The organism is Desulfurispora sp. (assembly GCF_052744395.1).
Genome location: NZ_JBRAJI010000021.1, coordinates 17,225 through 41,209, shown reverse-complemented (window position 1 = coordinate 41,209; position 23,985 = coordinate 17,225). Strand labels below are relative to the sequence as shown.

Annotated in this window: 22 protein-coding genes; 19 read left to right on the top strand and 3 right to left on the bottom strand. The window is 56.3% G+C overall.

Annotation, left to right across the window (positions count from 1 at the left end):
- Positions 1 to 368 precede the first annotated feature (368 nt).
- The 3 genes from ACUVTU_RS07395 (at position 369) to ACUVTU_RS07385 (ending at position 6,337) form a co-directional block, all read left to right on the top strand.
- Positions 369 to 1,760 (top strand): ArsB/NhaD family transporter, encoded by a 1,392-nt coding sequence (locus ACUVTU_RS07395; RefSeq protein WP_445889320.1) that lies wholly within the window; start codon positions 369 to 371, stop codon positions 1,758 to 1,760.
- A 507-nt stretch (positions 1,761 to 2,267) separates the two neighbouring features.
- A complete protein-coding gene (locus ACUVTU_RS07390; RefSeq protein ID WP_445889319.1) occupies positions 2,268 to 3,647 on the top strand; it encodes an ArsB/NhaD family transporter in 1,380 nt (459 codons plus the stop codon).
- A 365-nt stretch (positions 3,648 to 4,012) separates the two neighbouring features.
- The gene (locus ACUVTU_RS07385; RefSeq protein ID WP_445889318.1) at positions 4,013 to 6,337 is read left to right on the top strand and encodes an ATP-binding protein; all 2,325 of its coding nucleotides are present in this window, start codon (positions 4,013 to 4,015) and stop codon (positions 6,335 to 6,337) included.
- 59 nt (positions 6,338 to 6,396) lie between these two features.
- On the opposite strand, the gene ACUVTU_RS07380 is transcribed toward ACUVTU_RS07385, so the two are convergent.
- The 3 genes from ACUVTU_RS07380 to ACUVTU_RS07370 form a co-directional block, all read right to left on the bottom strand.
- Entirely contained in the window at positions 6,397 to 6,618 is a 222-nt protein-coding gene (locus ACUVTU_RS07380) for a hypothetical protein (protein ID WP_445889317.1), read from the bottom strand.
- A gap of 3 nt (positions 6,619 to 6,621) precedes the next feature.
- Positions 6,622 to 7,287, bottom strand: coding sequence for a peroxiredoxin (locus ACUVTU_RS07375; protein ID WP_445889316.1), 666 nt, complete (start codon positions 7,285 to 7,287; stop codon positions 6,622 to 6,624).
- A 113-nt stretch (positions 7,288 to 7,400) separates the two neighbouring features.
- Complete coding sequence (locus ACUVTU_RS07370; RefSeq protein WP_445889315.1) at positions 7,401 to 8,231, bottom strand: alpha/beta hydrolase; 831 nt, start codon at positions 8,229 to 8,231, stop codon at positions 7,401 to 7,403.
- A gap of 238 nt (positions 8,232 to 8,469) precedes the next feature.
- On the opposite strand from ACUVTU_RS07370, the gene ACUVTU_RS07365 reads away from it, so the two are divergent.
- The 16 genes from ACUVTU_RS07365 (at position 8,470) to ACUVTU_RS07290 (ending at position 23,985) form a co-directional block, all read left to right on the top strand.
- Positions 8,470 to 10,125, top strand: coding sequence for a long-chain-fatty-acid--CoA ligase (locus ACUVTU_RS07365; protein ID WP_445889314.1), 1,656 nt, complete (start codon positions 8,470 to 8,472; stop codon positions 10,123 to 10,125).
- A 275-nt stretch (positions 10,126 to 10,400) separates the two neighbouring features.
- Positions 10,401 to 10,694 (top strand): 4Fe-4S binding protein, encoded by a 294-nt coding sequence (locus ACUVTU_RS07360; RefSeq protein WP_445889313.1) that lies wholly within the window; start codon positions 10,401 to 10,403, stop codon positions 10,692 to 10,694.
- Between the two features lie 276 nt (positions 10,695 to 10,970).
- On the top strand, positions 10,971 to 11,558 hold the full coding sequence (locus tag ACUVTU_RS07355) for a Uma2 family endonuclease (RefSeq protein ID WP_445889312.1): 588 nt from the start codon (positions 10,971 to 10,973) through the stop codon (positions 11,556 to 11,558).
- Between the two features lie 162 nt (positions 11,559 to 11,720).
- A complete protein-coding gene (locus ACUVTU_RS07350; RefSeq protein WP_445889311.1) occupies positions 11,721 to 13,553 on the top strand; it encodes an ASKHA domain-containing protein in 1,833 nt (610 codons plus the stop codon).
- A gap of 656 nt (positions 13,554 to 14,209) precedes the next feature.
- Complete coding sequence (locus tag ACUVTU_RS07345; protein WP_445889321.1) at positions 14,210 to 14,962, top strand: TSUP family transporter; 753 nt, start codon at positions 14,210 to 14,212, stop codon at positions 14,960 to 14,962.
- On the top strand, positions 14,962 to 15,318 hold the full coding sequence (locus ACUVTU_RS07340) for a hypothetical protein (RefSeq protein WP_445889310.1): 357 nt from the start codon (positions 14,962 to 14,964) through the stop codon (positions 15,316 to 15,318). The genes ACUVTU_RS07345 and ACUVTU_RS07340 overlap by 1 nt, the downstream gene beginning before the upstream one ends.
- A 176-nt stretch (positions 15,319 to 15,494) precedes the next feature.
- Complete coding sequence (locus ACUVTU_RS07335; protein WP_445889309.1) at positions 15,495 to 15,716, top strand: hypothetical protein; 222 nt, start codon at positions 15,495 to 15,497, stop codon at positions 15,714 to 15,716.
- 465 nt (positions 15,717 to 16,181) lie between these two features.
- On the top strand, positions 16,182 to 16,409 hold the full coding sequence (locus tag ACUVTU_RS07330; RefSeq protein WP_445889308.1) for a hypothetical protein: 228 nt from the start codon (positions 16,182 to 16,184) through the stop codon (positions 16,407 to 16,409).
- Between the two features lie 4 nt (positions 16,410 to 16,413).
- Positions 16,414 to 17,523, top strand: a complete 1,110-nt coding sequence (locus tag ACUVTU_RS07325; RefSeq protein WP_445889307.1) for a sulfite exporter TauE/SafE family protein — start codon at positions 16,414 to 16,416, stop codon at positions 17,521 to 17,523.
- Positions 17,520 to 17,708 carry a hypothetical protein gene (locus ACUVTU_RS07320; protein ID WP_445889306.1) on the top strand — a complete coding sequence of 63 codons (189 nt, stop codon included), beginning with the start codon at positions 17,520 to 17,522 and terminating at the stop codon, positions 17,706 to 17,708. Before ACUVTU_RS07325 ends, ACUVTU_RS07320 begins: the two co-directional genes overlap by 4 nt.
- A 1-nt stretch (position 17,709) precedes the next feature.
- On the top strand, positions 17,710 to 18,360 hold the full coding sequence (locus tag ACUVTU_RS07315) for a hypothetical protein (protein ID WP_445889305.1): 651 nt from the start codon (positions 17,710 to 17,712) through the stop codon (positions 18,358 to 18,360).
- Positions 18,361 to 18,375: 15 nt separating this feature from the next.
- Positions 18,376 to 18,861, top strand: a complete 486-nt coding sequence (locus tag ACUVTU_RS07310; protein WP_445889304.1) for a CBS domain-containing protein — start codon at positions 18,376 to 18,378, stop codon at positions 18,859 to 18,861.
- 293 nt (positions 18,862 to 19,154) lie between these two features.
- Complete coding sequence (locus ACUVTU_RS07305; protein WP_018085390.1) at positions 19,155 to 19,421, top strand: hypothetical protein; 267 nt, start codon at positions 19,155 to 19,157, stop codon at positions 19,419 to 19,421.
- Between the two features lie 4 nt (positions 19,422 to 19,425).
- A complete protein-coding gene (locus tag ACUVTU_RS07300) occupies positions 19,426 to 20,520 on the top strand; it encodes a sulfite exporter TauE/SafE family protein (protein ID WP_445889303.1) in 1,095 nt (364 codons plus the stop codon).
- Positions 20,521 to 20,812: 292 nt separating this feature from the next.
- On the top strand, positions 20,813 to 22,624 hold the full coding sequence (gene atoS, locus ACUVTU_RS07295; protein ID WP_445889302.1) for a two-component system sensor histidine kinase AtoS: 1,812 nt from the start codon (positions 20,813 to 20,815) through the stop codon (positions 22,622 to 22,624).
- Positions 22,621 to 23,985, top strand: coding sequence for a sigma-54-dependent transcriptional regulator (locus ACUVTU_RS07290; RefSeq protein WP_445889301.1), 1,365 nt, complete (start codon positions 22,621 to 22,623; stop codon positions 23,983 to 23,985). The genes atoS and ACUVTU_RS07290 overlap by 4 nt, the downstream gene beginning before the upstream one ends.

Genomic DNA, 23,985 nt, shown 5'->3' with positions numbered 1-23,985 from the left:
CCAGATTATGCCTGAAAATGGTTATTGGTGAGATGGTATCACGGATCCAGGTTATTCACAAATGCATAGTGTCTATGCGGTTGCCCCTGCCTGTGCAGCGGGTTCAAGGTGTTGACTAACCGGGGTGGGTAGTCTTTCTTCAGGCTGCCCGGCCCCGGTTTTGTTTTGTCCGGGCCAGGCCCTGCCGGATGATGGGAAAAACATAAGTTTTGGCCTGGGCTAAAACCCGGGCCACCTTTTGTGTGTCGCAAATATGCTGAGAGGGGGGAAGGGTATGTTTTAGAACAACACTTTGGGCACTTATGTGTCCGGCGGCATTTGATAAAGCGAGGTTTTATGGGCAAGATATTGATGTTAGGAGGTATGCCATGACTGCCACTACCCAGGCCTTCCTGGCCACCAGTATCTTTTTGCTGGTGTATGCCATTATTGTTTCCGAGAAGATCCACCGTACGGTTATCGCCCTGGTGGGGGCGGCTGTGCTGGTGCTGATTAAAATTCTCACCCCCGAACAGGCCATTGAAGCCGTGGATTTCAACACCATCGGCCTGTTAATCGGCATGATGATGATTGTGGGTATTACCCGCCAGACCGGCGTGTTCGAGTACCTGGCCATCAAGGCAGCTAAGCGGTCGGGCGGGCACCCGCTCAAAATCATGGCTGCCCTGGCCCTGGTCACAGCTGTGCTTTCAGCCCTGCTGGACAATGTGACCACGGTGCTTTTGATTGTGCCGGTCACTTTTGCCATTGCCGAAAAATTGCAAGTTTCCCCCCTGTCTTACCTGATTGTAGAAATTATCGCCTCCAATGTGGGAGGGACGGCCACGCTGATTGGCGACCCGCCCAACATTATGATTGGCAGTGCCACCCACCTGGGCTTCATGGACTTTGTGATTAACCTGACCCCGGTGGTAATTGTGGTCTATGCGTTGACCATATTCTTTTTGAAAATCATCTACCGCGGGCAGCTGGTAGCAGTGCCCGAGCGGCAGGCGGCCATCATGGAACTGGATGAAAATGAAGAAATCAAGGATCACAATTTGCTTAGAAAATGCCTGCTGGTAATGTTTTTGACTATTGCCGGTTTTGCTTTGCACCAGTTCATTCATATGGAGTCTTCGGTGATCGCTTTAAGCGGGGCCAGCCTGCTGCTGTTGTTAAGCCGCCAGGATCCGGAACATGCCCTGCACGCCGTGGAGTGGCCGGTGATCTTTTTCTTTGCCGGTCTGTTCATTATTGTGGGCGGTCTGGAGCACACCGGGGTGATTGAAAAGGTGGCCCGCTGGAGTCTGGATTTGACGGGCGGCCAGCTGGTGCCCATGTCCATGCTCATTCTCTGGGTGTCGGCCATTGCTTCAGCCTTTGTGGACAACATCCCCTTTGTAGCTACCATGATCCCGCTGATCCACAATATGGGCCAGCTGGGCGCTATGGCCGACCTGGATCTGTTGTGGTGGTCCCTGGCTCTGGGCGCCTGTCTGGGCGGCAACGGTACTGTGATCGGCGCTTCGGCCAATGTGGTGGTTATCGGTATGGCCGAAAAGCGCGGCCTGCACATCACTTTCCTGGGCTTTATGAAGGTGGCCTTCCCGCTGATGATTATGTCCATTGTAATTAGCACCGGGTATCTGCTGCTCTGGTATTATATGCACGGTCCGCTGACCCTGCTGGGGGTGGCACTGGCTGGCCTGGCTTTAAGCGGGTTATTGGGACCGCTGGAACGAGGCAGGGAAAAAGGAGTGGGTGCGGATGGCAGATAAATCGCCCTGGTTTTGTCATCAGAATAGCGGGGATTTTGTCACTATATATGTACAGGTACAGAGCAAGGGCTGAGTAAAGCGGTGCCGGGCCGGACTTGCTCCCGGGAAGGGAGTAAATCCGGTCTGTTTTTTGAAAATTTGCGGTGGGCAGTTTACGGCGATCTGTGGTTATAGTATAATATTTCACAAGCTGACAGGTGAAAATAAACGACTTTTGGAACGGGACTTTGTGCTGTACGCGTGATTTTTATTGCCTATGGTACAAAATATCATTATAATTTTTTAGGTTGCTGTGCGGGCGGCGCCGGGGAGGTGGAGGCATTTGTAGCAGCGGGTGAGCAGAATAAAGGTTTACCTGTTTTACCTCCGGGAACCGTGTCCGGGAATTCCGGGAATTATTATTTTCAGGCATAAAAACATATATTCATTAATCTGGTATATGGTAGCAATGTCCGCCTGTCAGCGATCAGGATATACGAATGAATAAATGTTTAAGGGGAGATGACGGTGACTGCCAGTACCCAGGCCATCTTTGCCACTAGCGTCTTTTTGCTGGTATATGCCATTATTGTCTCTGAAAAGATCCACCGTACGGTGATTGCTCTGATCGGGGCGGGGGTGCTAATTCTGGCCAAAATCCTCACGCCCGAACAGGCCACCGAGGCCATTGACTTCAACACTATTGGCCTGTTAATTGGCATGATGATGATTGTGGGCATCACCCGCCAGACCGGTGTGTTTGAGTACCTGGCCATCAAGGCGGCCAAGCGCTCGGGCGGGCATCCGCTCAAGATCATGGCCTCTCTGGGTCTGGTTACGGCGGTGCTTTCGGCTTTTCTGGACAACGTGACCACGGTGCTTTTGATTGTGCCGGTGTCCTTTGCCATTGCCGAGAAGCTGCGCCTTTCTCCGCTGCCCTTTTTGATTGTGGAGATCATTGCCTCCAATGTGGGGGGAACGGCTACGCTGATTGGTGACCCGCCCAACATCATGATTGGCAGTGCTACCCATCTGGGCTTTATGGATTTTATCATCAACCTGACGCCGGTCATTATTGTGGTCTACGTTCTGACCATTTTCCTGCTCAAGCTGATATACCGCCGCCAGCTGGTGACTGCGCCCGAATTGCAGGCGGCGATCATGGAAATGGATGAAAATGAAGAAATCAAGGACCATGATTTGCTCAGAAGGTGTCTTTTGGTTTTGTTTTTGACCATTGCCGGTTTTGCTCTGCACCAGTTTATTCATCTGGAGTCTTCGGTGATTGCCCTGAGCGGGGCCAGCCTGCTGCTGCTGTTAAGCCGCCAGGATCCGGAACATGCCCTGCACGCCGTGGAGTGGCCGGTGATCTTTTTCTTTGCCGGTCTGTTCATTATTGTGGGCGGTCTGGAGCACACCGGGGTGATTGAAAAGGTGGCCCGCTGGAGCCTGGATCTGACAGGCGGCCAGCTGGTGCCCACGGCCATGCTCATCCTCTGGGTGTCGGCCCTTGCTTCGGCCTTTGTGGACAACATTCCCTTTGTGGCCACCATGATTCCGCTGATTCACGACATGGGTCGTTTGGGCGGTATAGCCAACCTGGATCTGTTGTGGTGGGCGCTCTCCCTGGGGGCCTGTCTGGGCGGCAACGGCACCGTGATTGGCGCCTCGGCCAATGTGGTGGTCATCGGTATGGCTGAAAAGCGCGGCCTGCATATCACCTTCCTGGGCTTTATGAAGGTGGCCTTCCCGCTCATGATTATGTCCATTATTCTCAGCACGGCCTACCTGCTGATCTGGTATCATTTGCACGCTGTGTTTACGGTGGCCGTGGCCGTGGGCGGTCTGGCCCTGGGCTGGCTGCTGGGCCTGATTGATCGCCGGGCGGCGGCGCGGCGGGCAGAATAGGACAGTTGAATCTAAAAATATTTATCCGGACAACCCGCCGTACCGGCGGGTTACTTTATTTGGTAGGACAGGCAGTGCTTTATGCTGGACTTTGACAGCGATCCATGAAACCCTTGTCATTACTCGACTTTTAGCGTGGTACAATTTAATGGGTCCAGGAATTGGGAGCAACCTCATTCTTACAGCCGCAAGGCTTTCTAAATTTTAGGTGTCAAAGTCAAGTTATACTCTGGCTGGGCAATCCGGCGGGAGCAAAGCCTGTGGGCTGACAACCGTATATCAGGTTTGAGCGGGTGATAGATACTGGTATAATTAAGCCATAGAGTGTTGGCTGATAGTTAGTTTCGGATAAGGTTGTGATGGTCATGTCCACTATTTGCCGCCCGGCGGGTGCTCTGCCGCCGCCCGGCCTTTCCGTGCTTAAACCCGAACAGTTGCAGGAAATATTTGCGGCCATTCCCGCCGGAGTACTTTTGCTCAGCAGCCGCTATGAGATTGTGCAGATCAATGATGTGGCTGCCCGGCTGACCGGGCACAGCAGTGGCGAAATGCTGGGGCGTCCGGTGGGCCGGGGGATCAACTGTGTTAACGAGAAAGAAGGTCCGGAAGGTTGTGGCAGCAGCCACCTCTGCCGCAGCTGTCCGCTGCGCCGGGCCGTGGCCGAAGTTTTTGAGCGGAGGCGGCCCATCCCGGCCCGGGAGCTGAAACTGCGCCTTAAGGTGGCGGGACGGGTGGAAAGCCGCTGGCTGCGCCTGGGTGCGGCACCCCTGGAGCTGGACGGCCGGCCCCACGTGGTGCTGACCCTGGAGGATATTACGGCCCGCAAGCAGATGCTCAAAAAGCTGATCAGCGAACTGGTGACGGCTAAAAAAGCGGCCGAAGCGGCCAGCCAGGCCAAAAGCCGGTTCCTGGCCCACATGAGCCATGAGATCCGCACCCCCATGCATGCCATTATTGGCATGGCCGATTTGATGCTGGGTACCCCGCTGGATTACGAACAACAGGAGTATTTGCGCTTGTTGCAGGATTCGGCTCTGGCTTTGCTGGACATTTTAAACGATGTGCTGGATTTGGCTAAAGTGGAGGCGGGTAAACTGGAACTGGGCCAGGAGCGGTTCGACCTGCACCGGCTGGTCGAGCGCACCTTTGCCGCCCTGGCCGTACGGGCCCGCCAGAAGGGGCTGACTGCCTCCTGCCGGATTGAGCGGGCGGTGCCGCGGCAGGTGTACGGCGACCCGGGGCGCCTGCGCCAGGTGCTGGTCAACCTGCTGGGTAACGCCATCAAGTTTACCGAGAGCGGGGAAGTAGAACTGCAGGTGCAACTGCGGCAGGCAGTGGAAGCGCCGGCCGGGCAAGGTCTGGCCGGTAAGCAGGCAGCGGAAGGCCGGGGAGAGGACGGGCAGTCCGGTGTGCCGGGCGTCCGGGAGGAGTTGCTCTTTGTTGTGCGCGATACGGGAATCGGCATAGCTCCCGACCAGCTGGAGAGCGTTTTTGTGGCTTTTAACCAGGCCGAAAGTTCCATCACCCGCCGCTTTGGCGGTACCGGGCTGGGTCTGACCATTTCCCGCCATCTGGTGGAACTCATGGGCGGTCGCATCTGGGTGGAAAGCGAGCCCGGGCGGGGCAGTGCGTTTTATTTTACGGTGTCGCTGCCAGTTGCCGGTACGAATGGGGTGGCCGAACCGGAGGTTTATGCCGGTGAGCAGGATACTCCCGCTGGTACAGCCGATTGCTTCAACCCGATGCCCACCGGGGAAGCCACTGTCACCTACACCGGACTAACTGACGTCCGGAGTGCGGCCAGCCGTGAGGCGGCTGCATGTCTGACCGGCCGGCAAATACTGCTGGCCGAAGATAACCCGCTGAGCCGCCAGTTGCTGCAGGCCATGCTGGAAAAAATGGGCTGCCAGGTCACTGCGGTGAGCGATGGCCAGCAGGCCGTGCAAATGGCCGCCGGGCAGCAGTTTGACGTCATCCTGCTGGATGTGCAGATGCCGGTGCTGGACGGCCTGTCGGCCGCCCGGCTGATCCGGGAACAGGAGGGGAAAACCGGTCGGCGTATTCCCGTCCTGGCCGTCACCGCCATGGCCCTGCCCGGGGAGCGACAGAAATGCCGGGAAGCCGGTATGGACGATTGCATTGTCAAACCCTTTCGTGCCACCGAACTGGCAGAGCGTTTGGGGCGTCTGCTGAATGACGCCTGTCGGGAAAAAGCCGGGAGTTGTTTGGCAGGAGCAGAAGGTGGGGAAGCTACTGCCTGTCGCTCCGGGGAAGGCAGGCAAATGATGATGGACGGGTGGCCTAAAGTGGTAGAGCAGGGGAGTAAAAACCGGGCTGCGGGTGCGGTCATTGATTGGCCAGGGGTTTGGGATATGGTGGATGGTGACGCGCAAATCCTGGCGCAGGTTTTCCGGTTGGCCCGGGAGCACCTTCCATCCCAGCTGCAGGCCGTGCGCCAGGCGCTGGCGGGTGGTGCTGTTCAGGAACTGAGCCGTGCTGCACATAAACTGAAGGGGGCTCTGGGCAACATTGGCGCCCGGCGCGCCGCCTGTCTGGCCGGTCGGCTGGAGGCGGCGGGCAAAAGGGGAATGTTTGCGGAAGCGGAGGGGCTGGTGAGCCAGCTGGAACAGGAATTGGTTCTGGTGATAGATGAACTGGACAGATACCTGACAACTCTTGATAAAAGCTAATTTGTCGCGCAATTAAGCCGCCCGGTTGGAATTTTGATCCAGCCGGGCGGTTTGGTGCATTATGCCTCCAGTTTCCCCCGCCCTGTAGCGGTGGCGCTGTACAGGCCACCGGCTTCAGCTACCAGTCCGGCCTCCAACAGTTCGCGGAGGATGCTGCGGATGCGGAACAGGGCGATATCCGTGGCTGCGGCCACTTCTTCCGGGCGGCGCGGCTCCAGCATGGCTGCCAGCACCCGCCGGCCCGGTTTGGTCAGTGTGCCGTCGGGATTGACACAGGCCATGAGCTATTCCTCCACTTTCAGATCTTTCTGGCAGAAGTACCAATCCTTACACTGGTAGCCTTCCTCCAGTCTTTCCTCGGCCGCTTCCTGGGTGGCGGGTGGGGGTACAATCACCCGGTCGCCCGGGCGCCAGTTGGCCGGTGTGCCCACTTTGTGCTTGTCCGTGGTCTGCAGGGCCTCAATCAGGCGCAGGATTTCATCCATATTGCGGCCCGTGGTCAGCGGGTAGTAAATCATGGCCCGCACAAGGCCGTTGGGGTCGATGATGAAGACGCAGCGCGAGGTTTCCGTGCGGCTTTCGCCTGGCATGATCATGCCGTAGGCAGTGGCTACTTCCTTATTGATGTCGGCAATCACCGGGAAGGGAATTTTTACGCCCATTTTTTCCTCAATGTTGCGCACCCAGGCGATGTGGGAGTACACGCTGTCAATGCTCAGGCCCAGCAGCTCTACATTGCGCTTTTGCAATTCCGGGTAGATCTGGGCAAAGGCCATGAACTCGGTGGTGCATACCGGGGTAAAATCGGCCGGGTGGGAAAACAAAATCAGCCAGCTGCCTTTGTAGTCCTCCAGGCGCAGCACACCGTGGGTGGTGACGGCTTCAAAGGGCGGGGCCGGTTCGCCCAGACGGGGCAGAGCACGGGGCGGTTGTTGTTCGGTACAGCACATGGCGATCCCTCCAAAAGAAAGTTTTTACACAGCATATTGTCCGGGTTGGCTTTTACTTATCCTAACAGATATTGCTTAGCAAAAAATAACCGGAGCATTAAAATTTTCTTACATTATAATCTGCCTTGCATCCACTGCCAGATGCTCTCCAGCACCTGTTCTCTTTCCCGTTCATGGTGCAGTTCGTGGTACAGACCTTCCCAGGGCAGGAAGGTGCAGTTTTTTCCGGCCCGGCGGGCGAACTCCCGGCTGGCGGCAAAGGAGGTTAGTCTGTCGCCGCTGCCGTGCAGCAGCAGGAGGGGCAGGGAAAGCGAGGGGGCGTTTTGCTGCGCCCAGAGGCCGGCCTGGTAGCAGCCAAGAAATAAGCGGGGAGTGATGCGGTCGTGCACCAGCGGGTCGGCCAGGTAAGCCCTGACCACTTCCGGGTCACGGGAGAGGTGGGCAGGATCCAGACCGCTGGGCTGGGACAGCGAGGGCCAGATTTTGTCCATGGCGCGGGCCAGCGCCATTTTTATTTTGGGGGGCTGGAAGGCCAGCTCCAGCCAGGGGGCGGAGGCAATGACGCCGGCAATGGACGGGCGGCGGCTTAAGGCGTAATTAATTACCAGATTGCCCCCCATGCTGTGTCCATAGAGGAACAGCGGTTTTGACGGATGCATTTCCTGCGCTTTTTGTAGTAACAAAGCTATGTCATCCAGCATGGTTTTATATGAAGGGGTGAAGCCGCGCGGGCCTGGCGAGCGGCCGAAGCCGCGCTGATCGAAGGTCACAACCGAGCAGTCGCGGTGCGTGAAAAATTCCGCCAGGGCGGCGTAGCGGCCGCTGTGTTCGCCCAGACCGTGTACCAGACAGAGCACTACAGATGCTTTTGCTTCCGGCTGCCAGGCCCGGCCAGCCAGGGACAGCCCGTCCGGTGTGGGCAGTGCGAAATTGATTTCAGCCATGGAAAGCCCCCCTTGATTGGTTAATCGGTTTTTAAAATTTTATCATGAATTACTATTATAAAAATACAAAATATTTGATATTTTGGGGCAGGGAAAATCCCGCGGGCCGCGAATGAACTTATTAAGACCCTATGCAACAAATTATGACTGATTATTCAGTCATAATGTTATTGTTCGGAACTCCTCGCCGGGAATCCGGACCGCTATTTTTTACAAATGATAAGGGGGGACTGTTCTCATGCTGGATGAGAACCAACTTAAGGAGCGTTGGCTGAAAAACTATCCGTCGGGCATACCGGCCAGTCTGGAATATCCGGATAAGACCATGCCCGACTTTCTGACCGAGGCGGCCGAGAGATGCCCGCAGCGCACGGCGCTGATTTTCGCCGGTGTGCAGATACCCTACACCATGTTGCATACCCTGGTGGAAAAGACCGCCCTGGCGCTGTACAACCTGGGGGTGCGCAAGGGGGACCGGGTGGCCCTGATGGCGCCCAACTGTCCCCAGTATGTAGTGGGCTTTCTGGCCATCCAGAAAATCGGTGCGGTGGTGGCCCAGGTCAACCCCATGTATGTGGAGCGGGAGCTGGAGCATCTATTAAACGATTCCGGCGCTCGGGTGATTATCGCCTATGACGCCTTTTACCAGCGCATTGCCAATGTCAAGGATGTAACCCCGCTGGAACATGTGATTGTGTTCAGCCTGGGCCAGCCGGCGCCCGGCATACCTGAGGGTGTCTGGCGGGCCGATCAGCTGGCCATGAGCGCCCAGGGGCAACTGCCGGCAGTGGAGATAGATCCGGTAAACGACCTGGCCGTGCTGCAGTATACCGGCGGTACCACTGGCATTTCCAAAGGGGCCATGCTCACCCACCGCAATATTGTGGCCAACGCCCTGCAGGTGACGGCCTGGTTTAACGGCTGCCGTTACGGTGAGGAAACCGTGCTGTCTGTGCTGCCCTTTTTCCACTCCTACGGCATGACTACCTGTGTCAACTTTGGCATAGCCAATGCGGCCACGCTGGTCATTCTGCCCCGCTTTGACATTGAGGCCCTGATGCAGGCCATCAATACTTACAAGCCCACTCTGTTCCCCGGCGTGCCCACCATGTATATTGCGGTGAACAACTACCCGCAGCTGGAAAAGTATGATGTCCGCTCCATTCGTTACTGCATCAGCGGGTCGGCTCCCCTGCCGGTGGAGGTGGCGCAGAAGTTCGAAGAACTGACCGGCGGCTGTTTGGTGGAGGGTTATGGCCTTTCCGAGACCTCGCCCGTGACCCACTGCAATGCCATGATCGGCCAGCGCAAGGTGGGCAGCATTGGTATGCCCCTGCCCGATACCCTGGCCCGGGTGGTGGATCTGGAAACCGGCACCCGGACGCTGCCGCCCGGAGAAGCGGGCGAACTGTGTATCAAGGGCCCGCAGGTGATGAAGGGCTACTGGAATATGCCCGAAGAAACCGCTCTGGCTCTGCGCAACGGCTGGTTTTACACGGGTGACATCGCCAAAATGGACGAGGATGGCTTTTTCTACATTGTGGACCGCAAGAAAGATATGATTATTGCTGGCGGGTTCAACATCTACCCGCGGGAAATAGAAGAAGTGCTCTTTGAACACCCAGCCATTATGGAAGCAGTGGTAGCCGGTGTGCCCGACCGCTACCGGGGAGAAACAGTCAAGGCTTATATTGTGCTCAAAGAGGGAGCCAGTTTGACCGAGGAAGAGGTCATTGCCTACTGCCGGAGCAAACTGGCCGCCTACAAGGTGCCCCGCCTGGTGGAGTTCCGCTCCGAGTTGCCTAAAACAGCCGTGGGCAAAGTGTTGCGCCGCTTTCTGCGGGAGGAGGAAGCGCAGAAACAGGCTGCGGCAGCGGCGGAACAGAACATATGATTCTCTGACTCTGTATTTGCTTTGCCGGGCACAGCTCACACCGGCTATCTGTTGGGCGGGTGCTATTCGCGCCTGCCGGCCTGGCTGGAATGCGTTATGACCGGGCTGGATTGCCAGCCCGGCCATATTTTTTTGCCCTTTTTTCTCGGCTGGCAGCAGGTTTGGGCGGGGTTTTTGTTGAATAATGTTCCTTTGGAATTACCCGGCCGCCGGGTGTTTGATGGAGTGTCCGGCGGAGTAAATTTAATCTACAGGTTAAGGAGAGGAGTATGGTCATGACTGAAGCCAAAAAACCGGCCAAAGATGTAACCATTACCTTAAACGGGGTCACCTTCACCGTGCCGGCCGGCAGCAAGGTGAAAGATGCTGCTGCCGCTGCTGGCGTGGAAATTCCCGCCCTGAAAATTGATCCGGCCACCTGTAAGGGCTGCACACTGTGCGTGAAGGCCTGCGAAAACGGGGCCATTTCGGGCAACAAGAAGGAGCCCCACACCATTGACCAGGAAAAATGCGTGCGCTGTGGCGAGTGCCTGGCCAAGTGCAAAACCGGCTCTATTGTGGCGGCGTAAAAATATAAAATATTTATATCTGCTGTTTGGTGCAGCAGGGGAACCAGTGCAGGAAAAGACCGGCCTTGATTACGGGGCCGGTTTTTTGTCATTCTTTAAGGGGATAAAGCAAAATTTGCCCCCGGCAGAAAGTAAATTTGGCCAATTTGTGTTAATATTTTTGTTAGGTATATGTTGCTCTAGACAGTACGAGCAGGGAAAAATTTATATCCTGAAATTCATATCCTGTGAGAAAGAATAGATGGGTAGTGTCAGCAGTAAACCGCTGCTAAGGGGATGATTTTATTGCCCACACCTGTACTCAAAAGGTATTCCTACGCTGATTATTTAACCTGGTCGGATGAGCAGCGCTGGGAGCTGATTGACGGTGTCCCTTACAATATGACACCGGCACCGTCCACTTTGCACCAGCGCGTGTCGGTCAGGTTGCTGGTAGCCTTTGCTACATATCTGCAGGGAAAACCCTGCGAAGTGTTTGCTGCTCCCTTTGATGTCCGGCTGGCGGAAAGTGCTGATGATGCCCAGACCTTTAATGTGGTGCAACCCGACCTGGTGATCATTTGCGATAGCCGGAAAATTGATGAAAGGGGTTGCCAGGGAGCTCCCGACCTGGTGGTGGAAATCCTTTCTCCCGGCCAGGCTGCCCGGCGCGATCGGTTGGAGAAATATCAATTATACCAGCGCTATGGAGTGCGCGAGTACTGGCTGGTCGACCCTTACCATGAAACCGTGGAAATATATGCCCTGAAAGAAGGTAAATTTGAACGTTGCACGGTCTATAGCCGGTCGGAAGTCGCCATAAGCCACATTTTTCCCGAACTGGCCGTTGAACTGAAAGATGTTTTCCCATCGCTCAGATCTTGAATTTGGCTATCATTTCCTTGAGCTCGGTGGTTGCGGTGGCCATGGCCCCGGCGGTGAAACTTCCATCAATGTTCTGTATCCGAGTCTCCAATGTGCCCGGGCCTTGCTGACGGTTCCTGTGGTAGAATTTATAACATTATGCAAAAGTGTGGTGGTGAGGAAATGCAAAATAAACACACGCTGACTCTGTTGCCGGGCAATCGGAAACTCACAGCACCCGCCGGTGTACGGCTCCTGGAGCTGTTGCGGGAGGCGGGAGTGCGGCTGGAAACGCCCTGTGGGGGCAGAGGGCTTTGCGGCAAATGCAAAATCAGGGTGCAGGGCGATGGCCTGCCCCCCCTGCAGCTGGCCGAGCGCCAGCACCTGACTGCTGCACAACTGGCAGCAGGATGGCGGCTGGCCTGCGCTCTTTCCGTCCAATGCGATATGGTGCTGGAATTGCCCGGCCCGAGCAGTGGGGATGGGCAGGGCATATTGCAGGCGGGTGAAATGCCTGATTACACACTGGATCCTGTGCTGCGCAAGGTGCCGGTGCGGTGGGAGAGAGAAATGGGGTTGGTTTTTCCCGGCCTGGGGCATAGTCTGGCGGAGGCACTGCAGATGGAGGAGGCAGCCTTTTCTGCCGTTGTGTTGCGGCAGCTGGCCGGGCTCTGGCGGGAAGCGGAGGTGGTGACCGCGGTGCTGGCCGGGGAGCAGGTGCTGGCTCTGGAGGCGGGGGACACCAGTGCGGCCTGCTACGGTGTGGCCGTAGATCTGGGCACCACCACGGTGGTAGCCGCCCTCTGGGATCTGCGGGCGGGAAAGGAAATGGGCACGGCAGCCGCCCTCAATCCTCAAACCGGTTACGGACTGGATGTGCTTACGCGCATCGACTTCGCTGCGCAGGGTGAAACCGGGCTGAAAAAATTGCAGCAGGAAGTGGTGGCCTGTCTAAACAGTTTAATGGAGCAATTGGCGCGGCAATCTGCCATTGCTCGGCAGCAGATTTATGAGATTGCTGTGGCCGGTAATCCCACCATGCTGCACCTTTTGCTGGGTATTGATCCGCACTCTATTGGTCGGGCTCCCTTTCAGCCGGTTTTTACCGGAGCCCGGTATCTGCCGGCGGGGGAAATTGGCCTGGCAGCAGCTGACTGTGCCCGCCTGTACTGCCTGCCCCTGGTATCGGGGTTCATTGGTGCCGATACGGTAGCCGGTGTGCTGGCCACGTCTTTGGATAGAGGAGATGGCCGGCGGCTTTTTATTGATATCGGCACCAACGGAGAAATGGTACTATCTACTCCGGAAGGGCTCTGGGCCTGCTCCTGCGCGGCCGGACCGGCCTGGGAGGGCATGAATATCAGCTGCGGCATGCGGGCGGAGAGCGGTGCCATTGATGCGGTTGAACTGGCAGATGGCCGGCTGGTTTGCCGGGTGATTGCCGGTGGTGCACCGCACGGCCTGTGCGGCAGCGGGCTGATTGATGCTGTGGCGGCCGGGCGGCGGGCCGGTCTGATTGAACCGTCTGGCCGCATCAAGGGCCGGAGGGAGCTGGAGCGCGAGGGCAATCCGCTGGCTGGCCGGGTGCGCGAGGAGGAGGGCAAAAGAATTGTGCTGGCGGAAGGTGCGGCCGGTCGTGCGGAGGTATTTATCAGTCAGGCCGATGTGCGCCAAATGCAGCTGGCCAAGGGGGCCATCCTGACCGGATTTCGTACGCTGCTCCAGGAGACCGGGCTTAGCTTTGCCGACCTGGACGAACTGGTTATCGCCGGAGCTTTTGGCTCTCACCTGCGTTTGGATAGCCTGGTGGAAATTGGCCTGGTGCCGCAGGAGCTGTCCGGCCGGGTGCGTTACGCCGGCAACACCAGCCTCTCCGGTGCCCGCCTGTGCCTGGTATCCCGGCAGGCCCGGCAGCGGGTGGCCGATATTGCTGGGCGGATCAGGCACATTGAGCTGGCGGTGCGGGAGGGGTACGAGGAGCTTTTTGCCGCAAGCCTGTATCTGCAGCCTATTTAGTGCTTTTTAGCATTATTAAAAAAATTGCGCGGGGTTGCCCGGCCCCGCGCCGTCAAGGGATTGATAGAGGAGAGGTATTACAGGTCTGAGCGGCTGCAATACCTGCTGTAGAGGAGGTTAAGCATGGTGGATGCCAGGTTTTAGCATGCGCACCAAAATAAAATACCACGTCAGTACAACCCGCTCCCTGCAGGTAATACCTTCGTGGTATTGTTAGCTAATGAAAATAACCATTTCAGTGTTTACTAAAAATATTATAAAGACTAAGACTGCTGGCTTTGTGCCCTGTCCGGACAACTGCGGTTGTCCTTTTGCTATTTGGAATTATACAACAAGCCTGAACTTTTGACAAGCCCCCTGGAGATAGTTATTCAGGAAAAAATTGTGATAATTGTTTCCAGCGCCAGGTTATGTTCCAGCTACCAGGCCGGAAGGGACAGGGAAAATTTTTGTCCGGCAGTGTATCTGCCAGTTGCCTGAATTTGTGTTGTATAATACAATTAAAGAAAGTCTTGAGAAAATATTCACTCTCACAACTAAATGGTTGCGAATTAGTTAGATAATATGCTGTTTGTACCCACGGGACCTGGCCGCCCCTGTTCTCTTAATCTGCTGCGGGGGCATAAAAAGCGGGAGAGGTGAAATCTGTGATTGGGATGTTTGTATGCTGCTTTTTGCTGGGCGGGTTGGCCGTGCTGGCTGGTGTGGACGTTTCGCTGCTGTTTGTGGCGGTGGCGGCTGCCGTCCTGCCCGAAGCCATACCGGACATCCGGGTGGCCGGATTGCTCATATCCCTGATCACCGGGCTAATGGCCGGGGCGGGCATGCTCAGGGCGGGCCTGGTGCGGCCGGAGCGTTTTTTTCCGGCCATCGTGCTCGTACCGCTGGCCGCCCTGCTGGGTGCTCTGGCCGGTTACCTGATCCCGCTGCGCTATTTGTCACTGCTGTTTGGGGTGCTGATACTGCTGGTGGTTCTGGCGGGCAGATTGCGGGGAAGGCCGCAAGATGTCCCCTCGGCCAAAGCGGACGGCCGCTGGCCGGTAATGACCCTGGCCGCCTTTGCCGGAGGCTTCCTGGGCGTAGGGGGGTTTGCCATTGCCCTGCCCTGGCTGGGTGGTCTGCTGGACGGCATTTTTAAATATGTGCTGGGTACCGGGAAATTTATCTTTCTCTGGGGCGATGCCGCCGCCAGTTTGGTCTATTTGCCCGGAGCCGTAATGCCCCCTTTGGTAACCGCGACAGTGGTTCTGGGGGCAGTGGTCGGGACGTGGTTTGCAGCTCGCTTTTTATTGTTCAGGATTAATGTTGCAGCATCCTTTTTCCAGCGGGCCGGTGATGCGGTGCTGTGTGGCACGGCGCTGGTCTGCATCGGACGGGGACTGGGTGCCATGCTGGGAGGCTGGTTTTGATGCGTCAGGCGGGACCGGAAGCTGTACCGGAGAAAGCCCGGGTCAGAGCTGCTAACATCTGGTTGCTGGGTGCCGCGGTAGCCCTGGCGGGTATCTTAATTTATGTGATTCTGGAAACCCTGCTGCTGTTCACCGGCCAGGCGGCCGGTGCGCCAGAGTTGCTTTTCCATCCGTTTGGCTGGCAGTTGCTGGGCCGGGCGGGGAGGCATCTGGACTGGCTGCTGCGCTATGTATTTCTGTTGGTATCTTTTTTGCCGCTGCTGGGAGCTTTTCTGATCAGCCGCTCCCGCCTGCTCCAGGCCTGGGGTGGTATTCTCAGCCTCTTGCTGCTAACTATCTGGATCTGGTGGGGCTAGCCAGTGGCGGGCACCGGGTAAAACCGGTGCCCGCTGTTGCGTAGTCAGGTCAACCCGGCAGCATGATTGTTTAAGTGGCCGTCGTGTTCTACCGGCCGCCCGGCAGGGCGGTTTTTGTTTTGGCCCGACATTTGCATGACTTGCTGGCAAGTCAGAGTATCGCGGGGGGATGAGCGATGCTGGTAACCCGTGTACAGGATGGGCCGGGGGAGAACTGGTTGTGGCTTAACATAAAGCTGATCTGGTTAGGTGCACTGATCGTGTTGTGCCGGGTTCTGACCGGAATGGTGCGGGATATTGATTACCGGGGTGCCCGCCTGTGGATACTTTCCACCAGGAGTATGGAAAAGTCCTATGCTGTGCTGAAAAAATATTTGCTGGCCGCTCTGACCTGGTAGCCGGCCATGTGGCGATCCCGCGCAGGTAGCGCGGTTTTTTTGTTGGGAAGATAGCCGGGGTGAGGATGTAATCTGAAAATTCACATAAAACTGCGCAATTTCTGGACAGCCGGCCGCAGCCGAAAAGCCCCGGAAAATGCTCCGGCTGTGGCCGGCTGATGATATTTTGGACACCCGGCTGATGAATTTTCCCTCAAAAGTAATCCGTAGGGCGGTCAGGAAGCCGCCAGAATTGTGCTTTTGAATATTTTCACAACTGGCACCGGCTTTGCACTTTCCTGAACAAAACCGCAAAAAGGGGGGTCGGGCCGGAGTCAGTACCGAGCGGGAAACTATTCTGGAGCTGGTTGATGGAAAACTGACTTGTGTCCTGCGCAGGATTGGTCTGCGTAGCGAAAAAGCCAGATAAAGGGGGTATCCTTAATGGGCGGCAAAACTGCAGCTAAAGAGAGCAGGACGGCCGGTTTGCTGAAAGCCCTTGTGTATCTGATAGCGGCGGGTGTGGCCTATTATCTCGTTTTTACCCATGCCCGGGAACTGCTCAGCATTATGTCTTCCAAAACAATCAAGGCGCCGCTGGTCTCCATGAGCATTGTGGTGGTGGTAGCCTATCTTTATGGCACAGCGGTGGCCAAATTGATCAAACACACTCTGGAAGATAAATTGTCTTCGCAAAATCTACGGGAGGAGTGAGAATATGGCCGGGGCAGTGGAAATACCCGCCGGGGTGGAAGCGATCAAGTTCATCGCCATGACGCCCAAGATGGCCTTTTCACTGGTGGGCATCGGCTTTGTCGGCGGAATGCTCAGCGGCTTTCTGGGTTCGGGCGGCGCCTTCATCATGACGCCGGCCATGATGAGCCTGGGCATACCCGGGATCATGGCCGTGGCGGCCAACATCACCCACAAATTCGGTAAGGCCATCATGGGGTCGAAAAAACATGGCGAATACGGCAATGTGGACAAACGCATGGGCCTGGTCATGTTCATTGCCCTGTTCATCGGCGTGCAGCTGGCGGTGAGCATCAGCAAGAGTGTGCTGTCCAAAGCGGGTACGGCCGGTTCCAACCTGTATATCAGTGTGATGTTTGTGGTCATTCTGACCTGGGTTTCCTGGTTTATGTATCGGGATGTCAAGCGAGCGGCGGCGGGAGGGGTGCCTTCCCGGGGCGGTCTGGCGGAGAAGATTGGCAGCTTAAATATTCCGCCCATGATTCACTTCAAAGTGGCCAATGTGCGTTGCTCGCTCTGGCTGGCCTTGCTGGTAGGTCTGGCTACCGGATTTCTGGCCGGTACTATCGGGGTGGGCGGTTTTATCGGCGTGCCGGCCATGATTTACCTGCTGGGTGTGCCCACTTATGTAGCGGCCGGTACCGAACTCTTTCTGGCTATCTTTTCGGGTATGCAGGGGGCGTACCTGTACGCCATTAACGGTCTGGTGGACCTGCGCATTACCCTGCTGCTCTATGTTGGTTCCCTGCTGGGCCTGACCATCGGGGCGGTGGGCACCAGAGTGGTGCGGGGGATGCAGATCAAACAGGTGATGACGGCGATCATTGCTATGGTGGCGGTTAGCCGGGCGGTAGTCATTCCCAAATATCTGGCGGATATGAAGGTAATCAAAATGAGCCAGCAAACGGTTGGTCTATTCAAATACGCCAGTGATGCTTTTTTGTACGGTAGCGGTCTGGTGGGGTGCAGCATGATCCTGTACTGGATGTTCCAGGCCTGGCAGCGGGCCAGCCGGATGGAGAAAGAAAGGTCAGCTGCGGGCAGTGAGGCCGCGGCCCGTCAGAGTACTGTTTGAGAGTGCTTGTGGCCATGGTGGAAGTGTTTTTCACCGTGGCCCTGTTTGCCGGAGGGCGGGGTGAATATGGCATGCAGAAAATTTTCCGGTTGATACTGCGCTGGTTAGTAACTAACTGGGAGCAACCCATGCTGGCGGCGGAAATGTACAGGGTGCAGGCCATGGTTTCCCGGAAGGAGGGATAAGGTGACCGAGCGAGAGCTTATCAGCCTTTTTCATCAGCATAAGAAAATGTACCTGGCTTTGCAGGGGGCGGATGGCACCGGTGCCCTCATCCTGGACCGATTTGAGGAGTGGCTGAAAAGCCGGCTGGCGGGAGGGGAAAACAGAGGAGACAGGCAGCGCCGGGCCAGAATAGCACCCGGTATCTACCTGCAGCAGGTGATGGAACTGGTACGCCGGAAGCTGGAGCAGGAGCACGGCATTGGACTGCGCCTGATTACGCTGGGCGCCAGCTGGAGTGTGAAAGAAACATCCAAATGTGCTACGGTTTTCAGTGAAAGCAATATTTATTACCGGCTGGGCCGTACGCGGCCGCGCAAGGGAGAGTACAGTGGTCGGGAGCTGATTGTCTTTGAGCTGGTTATGGATGGGCACAAGCACGATATATTTTTGCCCATGCTGGCCCGGCAGGAAGAACTGAGCCGCCGGACGGGGTATCTTGTGGAGCGGGAGTTGTCCCGCCTGGAAGCTACCGGCAAATACCGCTTCAAACTGCTTTTTCCCTGTACGGGGGAGGACGGGGCGGAACTGCCTGACATTTTCCTGCTGGCTGAAAAAATTACCGCCTTTGTTGGCGTTACGGTTGAGCTGTTGACCAGTCTGGGTGTAAAATAAATCCGGTGATGGTAAATGCGGTCAGTGAACAGCCGGGTCGGTGATATTATGGTGCCGGTGGAAGATTATATCACCATTTATGAAGATCAGTCGATTTGGGAAGCCATCAAAAAGATGCGCCAGTCCTTTCACGAGGTCAGTGGTGCCCTGCACGGGCATCGCAGCATGCTGGTACTGGACCGGGCCGGAAACCTGACTGGCATTGTGACGCTAAAAAGCCTGCTCAGGGCGCTGGGTCTTAAGGATTTGGTCGATGATGTGCATATTCGCGCCGAGTCCTGGGGCTGGTATTATACGCAGGGCGGCAAGATGTGCATCAGGGATGTGATGCGGCCCATCTCTCTGGCCACTGTGGATGTACGGGATGACATTTACCGGGCGGCCGAAATTCTGCTCAGGAACAATATCAACTCCCTGCCGGTGCTGGATGGTGGCCGGCTGGCGGGAATTATTCGGACTATGGATATTTTTATGGCTCTGGATAGTATGTTTTGGGAATAGACCCGGCAGTGCCGGGTTTTGTTGTTGGCCAGAATAACAACACCGGCCGGGGGCGGAAAGAGCGGGCGCAATCCCGTTAATCAGCGGGAAAAATATGCTTTGTGCTGCGGGTGGTGAAAAAATGGACAGGCAAGTGGGGGAAATCTCGACAGGCGGAGGGTGAAAAACTCCGCGGCAGCCCGTCAATTGTGCTTTTTATCCTTTTCACAACTGGCATCAACTTTGCACTATGCGTAACAAAGAGAGGAGGGAAGCAAGCCATTAAAATGACTGCGGGAGAGGAGATGTTTTAAATGAAGGAAGATAAAAACAAAGAAAGCAAGACGGCGGGGTTGCTCAAGGCAGCTTTCTACGCCCTGGCCGCGGCGGCGGTTTACTACCTGGTCTTCAGGTACAACCAGCAAATGATGCAGATCATCACCTCAAAAACAATCAAAGCGCCTTTGTTAACCATGGCAACGGTGGTGGTTGTAGCCTACCTTTATGGGACGGCCGTGGCTAAATTTATCAAACACACTCTGGAAGAGAAACTTTCTTCCCAGAGCCTGCGGGAGGAGTGAAAATATGGCCGGTGCAGTGGAAATCCCCGCCGGGGTGGAAGCGATCAAATTCATAGCCATGACACCCAAAATGGCCTTTTCGCTGGTGGGCATTGGTTTTGTGGGGGGTATGCTCAGTGGTTTTTTGGGCTCGGGTGGCGCTTTTATTATGACTCCGGCCATGATGAGCCTGGGAATACCCGGCATTATGGCCGTAGCCGCTAACATTACCCACAAGTTCGGCAAGGCCATCATGGGTTCTAAAAAACACGGTGAATATGGCAATGTGGACAAGCGTATGGGGCTGGTAATGTTCATCGCCCTCTTTATTGGTGTTAAGCTGGCTGTAACGTTGAGTAAAAGTATTCTGGCCAAAGCGGGTACGGCTGGCTCCAACCTGTACATCAGTGTGATGTTTGTGGGTATCTTGACCTGGGTGGCCTGGTTTATGTACCGCGACATCAAACGGGCGGCGGCAGGAGGTGTACCCTCCCGGGGTGGTCTGGCGGATAAAATTGGCAAGCTGAATATCCCGCCCATGATCCACTTTAAGGTGGCCGGTGTGCGCTGCTCGCTCTGGTTGGCCCTGCTGGTGGGGCTGGCCACCGGATTCCTGGCCGGTACCATCGGGGTGGGCGGCTTTATCGGCGTGCCGGCCATGATCTACCTGCTGGGCGTGCCCACCTATGTGGCGGCCGGTACCGAGCTTTTTTTGGCCATCTTTTCCGGTATGCAGGGTGCCTACCTCTACGCCATCAGCGGTTTGGTGGACCTGCGCATTACTCTGTTGCTTTATGTAGGCTCACTGGTGGGGTTGACCATTGGTGCGGTGGGCACCAGAGTGGTGCGGGGCAGCCAGATCAAGCTGGCCATGGTCTGCATCATAGCCATGGTGGCGGTCAGCCGGGCCATGATGGTGCCCAAATATTTGGCTGATATGAAAATCATTGTGCTGAGCAATCAGGCCGGCAACTGGGTTACGATCGCCAGCAATATATTCCTGTACGGCAGCGGTTTGATTGGCTGTGCCCTGATTATCTACTGGATGCTCCAGGCCTGGCAGCGGGCCCGGAAGGTTGAAGCCGGAGCGGTGCGCACAGGTGCCGTGGTCGAGAACTAACAGTAGGGGTAAGTTATCTGTACTCAGGAGAAATAAATCCAAGGTGCGGGAGTATTGAGCACCATGGCCGGGCAGGAAGGGCTCTGTCCGGCTTTTTGCTTTGCTCTGAAAACCTTGCTGGGATATGAATGTTAACTGTTGCCTCTGACACGGTGTAGGCGGTAAACAGGTATTTTTGAACGGTTTTGGTTTGCGGTAATGGGTGATATGGGGAATTAATAACAGAGCGGAAGTCTACTGGTTTGCTGGCGGAAAATAAGATAAAATAATAAATGTGCAGGGGGTGAGCATTATGAAACGCAGTTTTACCAACAGGCTGCTCATCCTGGTTTTCTTGCTTTTGACCATCCCGCTTTTGTTAACCGTCTACATGCTGCAGATCATCAAAAACAGTGAAATCTCTCTGCTGGAGGAACAGAAATCGCGCCTCAATCACGTGGCCTACCTCTTTGAACAGCAGATTCCCTTCAGTTTGCGCGACTATATTGCGGACAGCAGTCTGTCCCGGGCCGATCACAGCGGCCGGGCGGCGGCCATAGGTAATGTGGTCAACCGGGTGATTAACGACCTGCGCCAGCAGTATCCCGATGTGCACCTGGGCTTTTACTGCCGGGATGTGGACATTTTTTACGACGGCACCAACCGTCAGTGGGAAAACTATTCCCTGCGGCGTAAAAAGGCTTTTGACGAGGTGCTGCAGAGCAGTCAGCCGCTGGAAGTGAATGTGGGGGAGCAGGAAGGCGGCATTGTGGAGATCTACCGGCCCTTTATTAAAAAAGGCCAGGTGGAAGGAGTACTCCGTTCGGCGGAATATCTATCTGAAACGGGTTTTTACGGTAAGCGGCGCAGTGTGGAGCGCATAGTATATACCCTGGTGATTGTGATCGTTCTGCTGGGGGTGGGCGGGGCGCTGCTCATTTTCCGCCAGCTGGTCACCCAGGTGGAACACATCAAGGAGGGGGTGCGGCAGCTATCCCGGGATCTGCACCGGAAGATTCCCGCTCTGCCCGGTGAGCTGGGTGAGATTGTCAGCGCGGTGAACGGTTTCGCCCGGCGCATTGCCGAGCTGAACCTGTACAACGAAACCATGCTGGCGGCCATTGACGACGGCATTGTGGTGGTGAACAACGCCGGTCAGGTGATGATTGCCAACAAGGCGGCCCGGGTGATGTTTGCCCTGCCGGAAGAAACGACGGGAAGGGGTTACAGGGAAATACTGCCGCCCGACAGCCCTTTCGGCAGCTTGATCGAGCGCACGCTGGCCGGGGGCAGAAGCCAGCAGGACGTGCAGGTGGACTGGCGGGATCAGCAGCACGGTACCAGGTACTTTCTGGTGAGCACGGCGGTGCTGGTGGAGCCGCACGGACAGAGCATTGGTGCCGTGCTCAGCTGCCGGGAAGTAACCGAGTACCGCCGCCTGCAGGAAAATGTACAGCGGCAGGAGCGGCTGGCCGCCCTGGGCAAACTGGTGGCCGGGGTGGCGCATGAGATTCGCAACCCGCTCACCTCGATCAACTGCTATATCCAGCACTGGCAGGAGCACCACCAGCCCTCGCCCCGCGCCCTGGCCACTGTGCAGCGGGAGATCAACCGCCTGGATAACATTGTGGAACAGCTGCTTTATTTTACCAAGCCGGCAGGGGCGCGGTTGATCTCATCCGATTTGAATGCTCTGGTGCAAAATGTGCTGGCTTTTTTTCAGGAGGTTTATCACGGCCGTTTTAATCTAATTACCCGTCTGGCGGCGCATTTACCCGAGCTCCGGCTGGATCCGGAGCAGATGGAACGGGTGCTGGCCAATATTATCTTCAACGCCCTGCAGGCCATCGGCGAGGGGGGCAATATTACTGTAACCACGGGGTGGGCCGGGGAGCAGCAGATATTTGTCAGTATTGCCGATGATGGCTGTGGGATTGCCCGGGAGCACCTGCCTCGCCTATTCGATCCTTTTTACACCACCCGCCCCAAAGGCACGGGATTGGGGCTGGCCATTGCCCATGAGATAGTCAAGGCGCACGGTGGGCGCATCGAGGTGCAGAGCGAGCCGGGTGAGGGAACCTGCTTTACCATTTATCTGCCGGTCGGGGGAGATGATGCTTTTTGAGCAAGCTTGTTCTGGTGGTGGATGATGAGCGCGGGGTGCGTGATGCTTTAAAGGACATCCTGCCTGATTACGGATACCAGGTGGAGTGCGCCGGCAACGGCCGGGAAGGGCTGCAGAAGATTCAGGAGCTAAACCCGGCCGCCGTGTTGCTGGATATCCGTATGCCGGAGATGGACGGTATAGCAGTACTGGAAATAGTCAACAAAACCGGCCAGCAGGTGCCTATAATTCTGATGACGGCTTACGGCTCCACCCAGACCACCATTGAGGCCATGAAACTGGGGGCCTTCGACTACCTGACCAAGCCTTTGCAGATGCACGAGCTGACCTCGGTGCTGCGCAAGGCGGTAGAGGTCAAAGAGCTCATGGACAGCCAGGCTGGCGAGATGCAGGGTCGGCTGCCGGAGCTGGCGGACGATGTCATGATCGGCATGTCGCCGGCCATGCAGCATGTTTACAAAACCATCGGCCGGGTGGCCAACAGCAACGCCAGCGTGCTGATCCGGGGGGAGAGCGGTACGGGCAAGGAACTGGTGGCCAGGGCCATCCATTACCACAGTGTGCGCAAGGACCGGCCTTTTGTCAAAATTAACTGCGCTTCCATACCCGAGAGCCTGCTGGAGAGCGAACTGTTCGGTCATGAAAAAGGGGCCTTTACCGGTGCTACAGCGAGCAAGCCGGGAAAATTTGAGCTGGCTCACCGGGGTACGCTGTTTCTGGATGAAATCGCCGAAATGAAAGCTTCTCTGCAGGCCAAACTGCTCCGGGTGTTGCAGGAGCGGGAGATTGAACGGGTGGGCGGTACGGAAACCATCAAAATTGATGTGCGGATTATCTCGGCGACCAATCAGGAGCTGGAGAAGTGCATTGAGGAGGGCACTTTTCGGGAGGATCTGTATTACCGCCTCAATGTGGTAGAAATCACCCTGCCGCCGCTGCGGGAGCGCAAAGAAGATATCCCCGATCTGGTCCAGCACATTATCAGCTACAGTAACCGGGAATACAAAAAGCATGTGCAGGGCGTTTCCGATGAGGCCATGAAGCTGCTTTTGGGCTACAACTGGCCCGGCAATATCCGGGAGCTGAAAAACGTGTGTGAAAGAGCCGTGCTGATGTCCACCGGACCGCTGATCACGCCTGCCGACCTGCCGCGCAGTTTACAGAAGAGCTCCCGCCAGTTCGGCTGGCTGGGCGATCTGGCGGGCAGTTCATTCAAAGAGATTGTGGCCGAAGTGGAGAGGGAAGTGATCATCAGGGCGCTGGAGGAGCACAACTGGAATCGCTCCGCGGCCGCCCAGGCCCTGAAGATGAATCGCAGTTCGCTGTATGCCAAAATGAAAGAACTGGGCATTATCGATTGA